At 66.6% G+C, this 10,725-nt stretch carries 10 protein-coding genes and 1 pseudogene; 6 read left to right on the top strand and 5 right to left on the bottom strand.

What is annotated here, in order from left to right; translation table 11 throughout:
* Window positions 1–99: 99 nt before the first annotated feature.
* A complete protein-coding gene (locus SPR01S_RS02360) occupies window positions 100–1,176 on the bottom strand; it encodes an alkene reductase (protein WP_066584359.1) in 1,077 nt (358 codons plus the stop codon).
* Between the two features lie 64 nt (window positions 1,177–1,240).
* On the opposite strand from SPR01S_RS02360, the gene SPR01S_RS02355 reads away from it, so the two are divergent.
* The 6 genes and pseudogenes from SPR01S_RS02355 to SPR01S_RS02330 form a co-directional block, all read left to right on the top strand.
* Window positions 1,241–2,179 (top strand): DMT family transporter, encoded by a 939-nt coding sequence (locus SPR01S_RS02355; protein ID WP_066584357.1) that lies wholly within the window; start codon window positions 1,241–1,243, stop codon window positions 2,177–2,179.
* Between the two features lie 279 nt (window positions 2,180–2,458).
* Window positions 2,459–3,115, top strand: coding sequence for a COQ9 family protein (locus tag SPR01S_RS02350; protein ID WP_066584355.1), 657 nt, complete (start codon window positions 2,459–2,461; stop codon window positions 3,113–3,115).
* 191 nt (window positions 3,116–3,306) lie between these two features.
* On the top strand, window positions 3,307–3,564 hold the full coding sequence (locus SPR01S_RS02345) for a FeoA family protein (protein ID WP_066584352.1): 258 nt from the start codon (window positions 3,307–3,309) through the stop codon (window positions 3,562–3,564).
* Between the two features lie 9 nt (window positions 3,565–3,573).
* Window positions 3,574–5,433, top strand: coding sequence for a ferrous iron transporter B (gene feoB, locus SPR01S_RS02340; RefSeq protein WP_066584345.1), 1,860 nt, complete (start codon window positions 3,574–3,576; stop codon window positions 5,431–5,433).
* 120 nt (window positions 5,434–5,553) lie between these two features.
* Window positions 5,554–6,114 (top strand): single-stranded DNA-binding protein, encoded by a 561-nt coding sequence (gene ssb / locus SPR01S_RS02335; RefSeq protein WP_066584343.1) that lies wholly within the window; start codon window positions 5,554–5,556, stop codon window positions 6,112–6,114.
* Window positions 6,115–6,126: 12 nt separating this feature from the next.
* A pseudogene (locus tag SPR01S_RS02330) lies at window positions 6,127–6,606 on the top strand (GAF domain-containing protein); the annotation flags it as partial.
* 177 nt (window positions 6,607–6,783) lie between these two features.
* On the opposite strand, the gene metW reads toward SPR01S_RS02330, so the two are convergent.
* The 4 genes from metW to SPR01S_RS02310 all read right to left on the bottom strand — a co-directional run bounded on the left by metW (window position 6,784) and on the right by SPR01S_RS02310 (window position 10,669).
* On the bottom strand, window positions 6,784–7,371 hold the full coding sequence (metW, locus tag SPR01S_RS02325) for a methionine biosynthesis protein MetW (RefSeq protein ID WP_066584339.1): 588 nt from the start codon (window positions 7,369–7,371) through the stop codon (window positions 6,784–6,786).
* Complete coding sequence (locus SPR01S_RS02320; protein ID WP_066584330.1) at window positions 7,368–7,802, bottom strand: GNAT family N-acetyltransferase; 435 nt, start codon at window positions 7,800–7,802, stop codon at window positions 7,368–7,370. Before SPR01S_RS02320 ends, metW begins: the two co-directional genes overlap by 4 nt.
* The gene (metX, locus tag SPR01S_RS02315; protein ID WP_066584327.1) at window positions 7,799–8,914 is read right to left on the bottom strand and encodes a homoserine O-acetyltransferase MetX; all 1,116 of its coding nucleotides are present in this window, start codon (window positions 8,912–8,914) and stop codon (window positions 7,799–7,801) included. Before metX ends, SPR01S_RS02320 begins: the two co-directional genes overlap by 4 nt.
* Window positions 8,915–9,100: 186 nt before the next feature.
* Entirely contained in the window at window positions 9,101–10,669 is a 1,569-nt protein-coding gene (locus SPR01S_RS02310; protein ID WP_066584324.1) for a flavin monoamine oxidase family protein, read from the bottom strand.
* Between the last annotated feature and the right edge of the window lie 56 nt (window positions 10,670–10,725).

Genomic DNA, 10,725 nt, shown 5'->3' with positions numbered 1-10,725 from the left:
GGGTTAAAATCCCATCCTCGCCGCTTCGCGGCTGCGGCCCCTCCACCGCCTTCGGCGGTCCCCCTCCCCGATCAAGCTCGGGGAGGATTTAGATTGGACCTATTCCGCCGCTTCCGCCTGATAGGCCGGATAGTCGATATAGCCCTCCGGCCCCGGCGTGTACCAGGTCTTGAAATCGTCGGCGTTGAGCGGCGCGCCGATGCGGAAACGCTCGACCAGGTCCGGGTTGGCGATGAACTTGCGCCCGAACGAGACGCCATCGGCCAGGCCGGAGGCGACATCGGCCTGCGCAGCCTCAAGCGTATAATCCTGGTTGAGGATCAGCGGGCGCTCGAACACCTGGCGGATTTTCGGGCTCAGCTTGGGCACCGCCGACGCACCGAACGTGCCGGTCGGCGACAGCTCGCGCAACTCCAGGAAGGCGATGCCGAGGTCGTTGAGCGCTTTCGCCGCGGGGACGAACACCGCTTCCGGGTTGCTGTCATCGGCGCCCTGCGTCTCGCCATTGGGCGACAGGCGGATCGCGGTGCGGCCGGCGCCGACTTCGGCGATCACCGCCTGGACCGCTTCCTTCATGAAGCGGATGCGGTTTTCCGGGCTGCCGCCATAATCGTCGTCGCGCAAATTGGTGTTGTCGCGCAGGAACTGGTCGATCAGATAGCCGTTCGCGCCGTGCAGCTGGACCCCGTCGAATCCGGCGGCGATCGCGTTGCGCGCGGCGGTGGCATATTCACCCTGGGCGCGCTTGATGTCGTCGAGCGTCGCGGCGCGCGCTTCGGCATAGGGGTTTTCGGGTTTGTGATAGGGCGCGCGCGTCACCGAGGACGATAGCGGCTGCAGGCCCGTCACGTCGGGCCGCGCGAGCCGGCCCATATGCCAGATCTGCGCGACGATCTTGCCGCCCGCCTCGTGCACCGCGGCGGTGACCGGCTTCCATGCCTCGACCTGCGCATCGGTCCACAGGCCCGGCGCGTTGGGCCAGCCCAGGCCGAGCCGGCTGACGCCGGTGCCCTCGGTAATGATCACGCCGGCGCCCGAGCGCTGGCGGTAATAGTCGATCATGATGTCGGTCGGCACATGCTCAGCGGTCGAGCGGCCGCGCGTCAGCGGTGCCATCAGGATGCGGTTCTTGGCCGAAATATCGCCAAGCTGGATGGGATCGAACAGCGTAGGCATTCTTGGATAACCTCCCGATAGGACTTCTTTGCGGACGCGGCGCAGATAGGTGTTATGGGGCCGCATGCACCGGGAAAGCGCAACAAGAAAAGCTTCGGACGACAAAAGCGTCGGCGCTCATCCTTTTGCTTTCGCGGCACTGATCCTCGCCAATATCCTGTTGAGCCTGGGCCCGGTCTTCGTGCGGATGAGCGATGTCGGGCCCGTGGCCGCCGGTTTCTGGCGAATCGCGCTGGCCGCCCCGGTCTTGCTAGCGGCTGCGTTCGCGACAGGGTGGCGGCCGACCGCGATGGGCCGCGGGGTGTGGATCGCGCTGGTGATCGGCGGATTGTGCTTCGCCGGCGATCTCGCCGCCTGGCATATCGGCATCCTCAAGACCCAGCTCGCCAATGCGACCCTGTTCGGCAATTCGGCGACTCTGTTCTATCCGGTCTATGGCTTCCTGATCGCGCGCGCCTGGCCGTCGCGGACGCAGGGATTCGCCTTGCTGCTGGCGCTGGCCGGGGCGGGGCTGCTGATGGGGCGGTCGATGCAGATCGCGCCGACGCACCTCGCCGGCGACCTGCTCTGCCTGCTCGCGGGCATTCTCTACACGGTCTATTTCGCGACCATGGCAAAGGCGCGCAACACGATGGCGCCGATTCCCGCGCTGACGCTGTCGACCCTGGCGAGCCTGTTGCCGCTGCTGATCTTCGCCAATCTGCTCGGCGAACAGGTGGTGCCGCATAACTGGACGCCGTTGGTGCTGATGGCGCTGTCGAGCCAGATCATCGGCCAGGGGCTGATGATCTTCGCGCTCGGCCAGATGTCGCCGATGGTGATCGGCATCGCCCTCCTCACCCAGCCGGTGATGGCGGCGACCATCGGCTGGATCGGCTATGGCGAGCGGCTCGACGGCATCGACATGATCGGCGCGGTCGCCGTCGCGGTCGCGCTGGTGCTGGTCCGCGGCGAACGCAAGGACGCCGCCGAGCTTGCCCCCGAGGGGGTCGAGGACGCATAAGCCAAGGGTCCGTACTCAGTTAGCGCGGGGTCGTGACGGAGCCAAATTTGGTGCTGGGCAAGAAGCAAGGAGGGAGCGATGCTGAGAGCATCGTGACCGACGCAGCGAAGCCGCCCGGCGCCAAATTTGGCCCGCCGCGTTGCGGTCGCCCGGAGAAGTCCGCTGGACTACGTCACTTGCTTGCGCGTAGTTTCGACTACGCGACTGCGCTGCGTTTCTTGCCAGCGGACTTCTCCGGGCGATCACGATCCCCGCGCTAACTGAGTACGGACCCTAAGCATGACGCTCCCTGCCGATCCCACGCTCGACGAAATTCGCGAGGCACTCGCGCCTCTTGTTGCCGACAATGCCGCGTTCGACGGTTGGAAGGCGGCGGCGCGCGACATGGCGGCGGACCAGCTCGGCATCGACCGCGACGTCGCGCTGCTCGCTTTGCCCGACGCGACCGCGATGATCGATGCGTGGTTCGCGAGCATCGACCGTGGGATGGTCGAGACGCTGCCGCCCGAGACATTGGGCAGGATGAAGGTTCGCGAGAAGATCACCGCTCTGGTCGAAGCGCGGCTCGACCTGCTCGCCCCGCATCGCGAGACGTTGCGGCGCGCGCTGGCGATCCTGGCGATGCCGACCAATGTCGCGCATGGCGCCAAGCTCGGCTGGCGCGCGGCTGATCTGATGTGGCGCGCGGCGGGCGACACCGCGACCGACTATAATCACTACACCAAGCGCGCGATGCTCGGCGCCGTCTATGCCGCGACGATGACGGTGTTCCTCGACGACGACAGCGATGGCCAGGCCGACACCCGCGCCTTCCTGGCGCGACGGATCGAGGGGATCATGCGGTTCGAGAAAGCCAAGGCGCAGTTTCTCGGCCGGATCGAGCATCGTCCCAGCCTGTCGCGGTTCATTGGGCGGCTGCGCTATCCGGCGGTTTGATTTTTCTCGCACAAAAGACACGAAGGCGCGAAGAGCGCTCACATCAGGCTGCGGAGCAGCTTTATCGCCCCGGCCGATTGGCGCCGCTGACGCGGCGGGCTCGGCAAACCTCTTCGTGGCTTTGTGCCTTTGTGCGAGCATCACAATTTCGGTTATTGATAATCAGTCGCAGTAGTTCTAGGTGAGTCGTCATGGCGACGACTCTGCTCAGCCTCGAACAGCTTCCCCAGCGCCAGCGCGCGACCGTCGCGGGCATTGCCTGGGATCGTCTCTCGGCGCCCGAGGGCCGGCGGCTGCGCGAGCTTGGCTTCGATGAAGGAGTCGGGATCGAAGTGCTGCACCGCGCGCGGATCGGCGGCGGGCCGATCGCGTGCCGGATCGGCCGCATGACGGTCGCGCTGCGCCGCCGGGTCGCCGGAGCGATCCATGTCGATCCGCTGACCAGCTAGCGCCCCAGGATGAACCCTGCCCCGCTGGTGGCGCTGGTCGGCAACCCCAATGCCGGCAAGAGCGCGCTGTTCAACGCGCTGACCGGCGCGCGCCAAAAGGTCGGCAATTATCCCGGCGTCACCGTCGAGCGGCACGCCGGCCGGATGGCGCTGCCCGACGGGCGCCCGGTCGAATTGCTCGATCTGCCCGGCACCTACAGCCTCGAGCCGTCGAGTCCCGACGAGCGCGTCACCCGCGACGTCGTGACCGGTGCGCAGGCCGGCGAACGGCTGCCCGATGCGATCGTGGTAGTGGTCGATGCCTCCAACCTCGACAACCATCTGCGCTTCACGCTCCAGCTGATCGCGCTTGGCCTGCCGGTGGTGGTCGCGCTCAACATGTACGACCTTGCCGAGCGCGACGGGCTCAAGCTCGACCCGCAAGCGCTGGCGCGCGAGCTCGGCGTTCCGGTCGTCCCCACGGTCGCGGTGCGCAAGCGGGGCATCGACGACCTCAAGGAAGCGCTGGCCGAGCTTGTGACCCCGGGGGCGACGGCATTGCGGCCGAGCGATCCGGTGCTGCATGCCGATATCGCCACGTTGCAGCGCCGCGCGCGCCAGATCGCGATGGCGGCGACGATCTCCGAGACGCCGGTGCGGCGCTGGACGCACATGCTCGATTCGGTCGCGCTGCATCCGGTGTTCGGCGTCCTGTTGTTGTTCGTCGTGCTGTTCGTGATGTTCCAGGCGGTGTTCTTCGCCGGCGCGGCGCCGGCCGACGCGATCGCTTCCGGGTTCGACTGGCTGGCCGGGCTGGTCAAGCAGGTGATGCCCGAGTCGATCCTGCGCTCGCTGATCACCGACGGCGCGATCGCGGGCGTGGGCGCCGTCATCAAGTTCCTGCCCCAGATCCTGATCATGTTCTTCTTCATCCTGGTGCTGGAAGCGAGCGGCTATATGGTCCGCGCGGCGTTCCTGATGGACCGGATCATGGCCAGCGTCGGGCTGTCGGGACGGGCCTTCATTCCGCTGCTGTCGAGCTTCGCTTGTGCCGTCCCCGGGATCATGTCGACGCGCACGATCGAGGATGAGAAGGACCGCCTGACCACGATCCTGATCGCGCCGCTGATGACCTGTTCGGCGCGGCTGCCGGTCTATACGCTGGTGATCGGCGCGATGATCCCCAATGTCCGGGTGCTGCCGTTCGTCGGGCTGCAGGGGCTGGTCATGCTCGGCCTCTACATCATGGGCGTGGCGGGCGCGTTCGTCGTCGCCCTGGTCCTGCGCCGCACGGTGACCAAGGGCGCCTCATCGGGCTTCATGATGGAGATGCCCAAATACCAGCTGCCGAGCGTGCGCGACCTGGCGATCGGGCTGTGGAGCCGCGCGGAAATCTTCCTCAAGCGCGCCGGCACGACGATCGCCTTCACAACGATCGTCTTGTGGGCCTTGCTGTCCTTTCCCCAGGTGCCCAGGGACAGCCATGTCAGCCAGGTCAATTATTCGGTCGCCGGGCGGATCGCCAATACGATCGAGCCGGCGTTCCGGCCGATCGGCTTCAATCGCGACATCGTGCTGGCGCTGATTCCCGCCATGGCGGCGCGCGAAGTATCTGTCGCCGCGCTCGGCACGGTCTATGCGATCGACACGGCCGGCGGCGACGATGAAACCAAAATGGCGCAGACTCTTCACAAGCGCTGGAGCCTGGCGACCGCCCTCGCTTTCCTCATATGGTTCGTGTTCGCACCACAGTGCATCTCGACCATCGCAGTCACCAGAAGAGAGACAAACGGGTGGAAATGGCCCGCCTTCATGGTTGGCTATTTGTTCCTGCTCGCCTACATCATGGCCGGAATCACATACTGGCTGGCTGTCTTCGCCGGCTTGTAGTGTTTGTCGCGGCACCAGCCCGCTCCCCCACCCGGCCTCCCATATGGTAGCCTGATTGGGAGGCCGGGTGGGGGAGCGGGCTGGTGCGGTATCCGGCGTAAGCCGGCAAAGGAGAAATTAATGGCGGGCAGCGTCAACAAGGTCATTCTCGTCGGCAATCTCGGGCGCGACCCGGAAAGCCGCACGTTCCAGAACGGCGGCAAGGTCGTCGAGCTGCGCATCGCGACGTCGGAACAGTGGAAGGACCGCAATACCGGCGAGCGCAAGGAGCGCACCGAATGGCACACGGTCAAGGTGTTCAACGAAGGCCTGGCCAATGTCGCCGAGCGCTATCTGCGCAAGGGCTCGAAAGTCTATATCGAGGGTGCGCTGCAGACCCGCAAATGGCAGGACCAGGACGGCAAGGACCGCTATTCGACCGAGATCGTGCTCCAGGGCTTCAACAGCGTGCTGACGATGCTCGACGGCGCGCCGGGCGGTGGCGGCGGTTCGGGCGGCGGCGGCGGTGGCGGCTTCTCCAGCGGCCGCGATGATTTCGGCGGCGCCTCGGGCGGTCGCGACGACTTTGCCGGCGCGTCGAGCGGCGGCGGGTTCGGTGGCGGCGGCGGGTTCGGTGGCGGCGGCAGCGGTGGCGGACGCGGCGGCTTCTCGGACGACCTCGACGACGACGTACCGTTCTAGGATCGTTCACGCATGTCGAATGACATTAGCGCGTCGGGCTGGCGCATCGACGAGGTCGTGCGCGAAAAGGCGATCGACGAGCTCGATCTCGTGCACCTGCGCGAGAGCGGCCAACTCGATCGCATCACCGATTTCGCGGCGAAACTGTTCGACGCGCCGATAGCGTTGGTCAGCCTGGTCGAGCGCGAGCGGCAATTCTTCCCCGGCAAGACCGGGCTCGACGCCGACGAGACGCCGCGCGAAATGTCGTTCTGCCAGCATGCGATGCTCGGGACCGAGATCATGGTGGTGCCCGACGCGACCAAGGATGCGCGTTTTGCCGGCAACGCGCTTGTCACCGGCGATCCCGACATCCGCTTCTACGCCGGCGCACCATTGGTCAGCGCCGAAGGCGTGCCGCTGGGCGCGCTGTGCGTGATCGACCGCAAACCGCGCGAGGGGATGACCGATCTGCAGCGGCAGGGGCTGACGGTACTCGCCGACAATGTGATGGCGCTGTTTCGGGCGGGTAAGGCGTAGATATAACCTCCACCGCTTCATTCAACGCTTCCCCGGCGAAGGCCGGGGCCCAGTTTCGCCCACATCGAAAAGGCATCCCGCCGTCGAGATCACATTGCGACTGGACCCCGGCCTTCGCCGGGGAGGCGTATTCTGTTTCTGAGCGGCCGCCTACCGCCGCAGCAAGAACACCGCATGCTCGGCGAGGAGGTTTGCCATCGTCGCGCTGGTGCGCTGGTCGCCCGACAGGAACCACGCGCCTTCGACGGTGATGCCGCGTTCCTTCAGCAACGCGCGGAAATCGTCGATCGTGACGTGATGGATGTTGGGCGTCGCGTACCACGCCACCGGCAACAGCCGCGTCACCGGCATCCGCCCGCCCCACAAGAGCGACGCGCGCACACGCCAATGCGCGAAATTGGGGAAGGATACGAAAGCGTGCCGCCCGATCCGCAGCAAATGCTCGAGCACGACGTCGGGCGCGCGGGTGGTCTGCAGGGTCTGGCTGAGGATGGCGTAGTCGAAACTGTTGTCGGGATAACCGGCAAGGTCGGTATCCGCATCGCCCTGCACCACCGACAGCCCGCGCGCGACCGCGCTCGCCACATCGTCCGCGTCGAGCTCGAGCCCGCGCGCATCGACTCCCTTTTTGTCGCGCAGCGCGGCCATCAGCTCGCCGTCGCCACAGCCGATATCGAGCACGCGGCTGCCCGGCGCGACATTGGCGGCGATCACCGCGAGGTCCGGACGCAGGCTCATCGCTCCATGTCCCTCAGCCGCGCCTGATAATCGGGCGACAATCGCTCCATGAAGCGGTCGGGCCGCAGCAACGGGTGAAAGCCGAGCGCGGCATAGACGCCATGCGCATCGGCAGTTCCGAGCGCGATACGCCGGATGTCCTTCAGATCGGGATGGTCGAGGAACCATTGTAACATGCGGCGCCCAATCCCCTGCCCGCGCATCCGCTCCTCGACCCAGACGTCGGCGATCCAGGCGAAGGTCGCGTGATCGGTGATCGCGCGGGCATAACCGACTTGCTCGCCGTCGAGATAGGCGCCGAGGCACTGCGACCCGGCGATCGCCTTCTCGACCAGAGCGCGCTCGATTCCCGGCGTCCAGTAACTCGACGCCAGCCATTTATGCACGCGTTCGACGTCGAGCCGCGCCTTGTCGTCATCCAGCTCGATCACAGCGCCGCCCTCAGGAAGCCGTCGACCACACGATTGAGCTCGGGCGCGTCGAGCAAGAAGGCGTCGTGGCCGAACGGGCTGCTCAACTCGACGAAGCTGACCGCCGCGCCCGCGGCGTTGAGCGCGTGGACGATCGCGCGCGATTCGGGCGTCGGATAAAGCCAGTCGGTGTCGAAGCTGACCAGAGCGAACCGCGTCCGGCTCCCCTTGAACGCGTTGGCGAGCAGACCGCCATGCTCCTCGGCCAGATCGAAATAATCCATCGCGCGGGTGATATAGAGATAGCTGTTCGCGTCGAACCGGTCGGTGAAGCTCAGCCCCTGGTGGCGCAGATAGCTCTCAACCTGGAAATCAGCATCGAAGCCGAACGACTTGGCCTCGCGGGCCTGCAACCGCCGGCCGAATTTCTCGGTGAGTCCTGCCTCTGACAGATAAGTGATGTGCGCCGCCATCCGCGCGACCGCGAGTCCGGCCGCGGGCGGGTCGCCCTCGCCGTAATAATCGCCGCCGCGCCAATTGGGGTCGGCCATGATCGCCTGGCGGCCGACTTCGTGGAACGCGATATTTTGCGCGGTGTGGCGCGCGGTCGAGGCGATCACCACTGCCTTGGTCACACGATCAGGGAAGGTCGCCGCCCAGCTCAGCGCCTGCATCCCGCCCATCGACCCACCGACCAGGGTGACGGTGCCGACGCCGAGATGGTCGAGCAGCATCGCCTGCGCGCGAACCATGTCGCGGACCGTAATGACCGGAAAGCTCATCGCCCAGGGCTGGCCGGTCGCCGGATTGACGGTCGCGGGACCCGACGAACCCATGCAACTGCCGAGCACATTGGCGCAGACGATGAAGTGCCGCGCGGGATCGATCGGCTTGCCGGGCCCGACCATTCGCGTCCACCAGCCCGGCTTGCCGGTGATCGGATGGTCGCTCGCGACATATTGGTCGCCGGTCAGCGCGTGACAGATAAGGATAGCGTTCGACCCGTCGGGCGCGAGCGTGCCGTAGGTCTCGTAGGCGATATCGACCGGCGACAGCAGCACGCCCCCGTCGAGGCGGAGCGGCCCCGGCAAGGTCACGTGGCGCGACAGCCCGAAGCGCTGATCGTCGGTCATGGTGATGCGGTTAGTGGGAAAAACGGGCGGACGGAACCCCGCAGCTACAATCCTCCCCAGCTCTGCTGGGGAGGGGGACCATTTGCGCCAGCAAATGGTGGAGGGGAAATGGGATGCGCTGGGGATTTTCCCCTCCACCGCCTTCGGCGGTCCCCCTCCCCATCTGCGATGGGGAGGATTTTGCGATCACCCCAGCCGCCTCGCCGGCGCTCTCGCCGCAATCACCGATTGCGCTGCGAGCCGTCCCGTCTGCGCGCCGCCGTTCATATACCCGGGATAGGCATCCGAAAGATGCTCGCCGGCGAAATGGACCGGCCCCGCCCCCATCGGAGTCGAAGCGATACCGTCGGTTTCGGTCCAGATCAGGTCGGCGAACTTGGTCAGCTGGCCGGGACGGAAATTGACGTACGCGCCCATCGAGAAGGGATCGAGGTGCCAATTGGTGCGGCGGACGATCGTGCCGGTCGCGGCGCCCATTCCCTTCACGCCGCTTTCGGCCAGCCGCGCGAAGTTGAGCGCCAGCGCGCGCGGATCGGCCTGGTCGGCGGCGAGCACTTCATCGCCCCCGGTGAACCAAGTCCACACGCTGCCTGGCCCGGTCGCCGGCCGCACGCCGCCGTCCCAGCCGAGCGATGACCCGGCGCTATGATCGGTCTGCCAGATCTCCCCGCCACGCCCGATCGGCTTTTCCCAGGGCCGCCCGGTCGTCACTGCCTGGACCTTGCCATTCCTGCCCAGCCCGACCTCGGCGATGAACTGTCGCCACAAAGGCGGCAGCGGCACGCCATAAGCGATCCGGCTCATGATCGAAGCGGGTGTCGTCACGATCACCGCCGAGGCGTCGATCTTCTCGCCATTGGAGAAGACCACGCGCGCGCCGCTGGGCGATGAGTCGATCCGCACCGCGCGGCGATAGGTGGTGATGCGGCTGGCCAGCCGCGCTGCCATCGCCTCGATCAGCGACGAGCTGCCGCCCGCCATCAGGTAACGTTCGTCGCTGCGCGAGAGGACGTCGATCCGGCGCCCGTCGATCGTGGGCAGGTTGAACACCAGTTCGATCGCGGAGGCCTGACCAGGCTCGCAGCCATATTCGGTGCGCGCGGTCGCTTCCATCAGGCGGCGCACCCAGGGTTCGGGGATCAGTCGGGCATATTTGTCGAGATAGGCGGTGAAGGACATCCGATCGAGCTCGGCGGCCACCTTGGCGTAATTCTGGTCGAGCCGCACCGAATCGGCGTCGATCTGGCCGGCGATGCCGCGCAGGCCGGCGACCAACTTGCCTTCCGGCACTTCGCGCGCGGCGTCGAGGATCATCGTGCGGTGCTGGCCGGCCTTGCGATCGATCAACTGCACGCCGAAGTCACGGCAGAGCGCGTGCATGTCGGCATGGTCGGTATTGACCAATTGCCCGCCGATCTCGATCGACGGCGCGCCTTTGGCTTTGGCGGTGTACATCCGTCCGCCGAGCCGGGTGCGCGCCTCATACAGGCGCGCGTCGACTCCCGATTTGGTCAAATGCCAGAGCGCGGTCAGTCCGGCGATGCCACCGCCAATGATGACCACCGGCGCGCCGCTCGCTGCCGCGCGAGCCGGGCGTGGCAGGGCCGCAGTCGCAGCCGTCGCTGCCAGCGCGAGCAGCACTTGCCGCCGCGTCTGCCCGTCGCTGCCGGGCACGGGTGTCGCTGCCCCGCTCTCGCGCAAATTCTCCCGCCGCGCCGTCTCGAGCGCCTGCCAGAATGCCGTCGGTCCCCGCATCCGCTTTCCCCCTGGCCGCGCTGCATAGCGGCTGGGGACTCATCTTGCCAAGGCAA

The sequence above is a fragment of the Sphingomonas pruni NBRC 15498 genome (assembly GCF_001598455.1).
GTDB lineage: Bacteria > Pseudomonadota > Alphaproteobacteria > Sphingomonadales > Sphingomonadaceae > Sphingomonas > Sphingomonas pruni.
Note: the sequence above shows the minus strand (reverse complement) of the source record. Positions and strands in the feature narration are given on the sequence as shown.

What these genes read in the sequence shown, in the direction of transcription:
- SPR01S_RS02360 (WP_066584359.1), bottom strand. Translation starts at nt 1,176, where the DNA reads ATGCCTACGCTGTTCGATCCCATCCAGCTTGGCGATATTTCGGCCAAG.
- SPR01S_RS02355 (WP_066584357.1), top strand. Translation starts at nt 1,241, where the DNA reads ATGCACCGGGAAAGCGCAACAAGAAAAGCTTCGGACGACAAAAGCGTC.
- SPR01S_RS02350 (WP_066584355.1), top strand. Translation starts at nt 2,459, where the DNA reads ATGACGCTCCCTGCCGATCCCACGCTCGACGAAATTCGCGAGGCACTC.
- SPR01S_RS02345 (WP_066584352.1), top strand. Translation starts at nt 3,307, where the DNA reads ATGGCGACGACTCTGCTCAGCCTCGAACAGCTTCCCCAGCGCCAGCGC.
- feoB (WP_066584345.1), top strand. Translation starts at nt 3,574, where the DNA reads ATGAACCCTGCCCCGCTGGTGGCGCTGGTCGGCAACCCCAATGCCGGC.
- ssb (WP_066584343.1), top strand. Translation starts at nt 5,554, where the DNA reads ATGGCGGGCAGCGTCAACAAGGTCATTCTCGTCGGCAATCTCGGGCGC.
- metW (WP_066584339.1), bottom strand. Translation starts at nt 7,371, where the DNA reads ATGAGCCTGCGTCCGGACCTCGCGGTGATCGCCGCCAATGTCGCGCCG.
- metX (WP_066584327.1), bottom strand. Translation starts at nt 8,914, where the DNA reads ATGACCGACGATCAGCGCTTCGGGCTGTCGCGCCACGTGACCTTGCCG.
- SPR01S_RS02310 (WP_066584324.1), bottom strand. Translation starts at nt 10,669, where the DNA reads ATGCGGGGACCGACGGCATTCTGGCAGGCGCTCGAGACGGCGCGGCGG.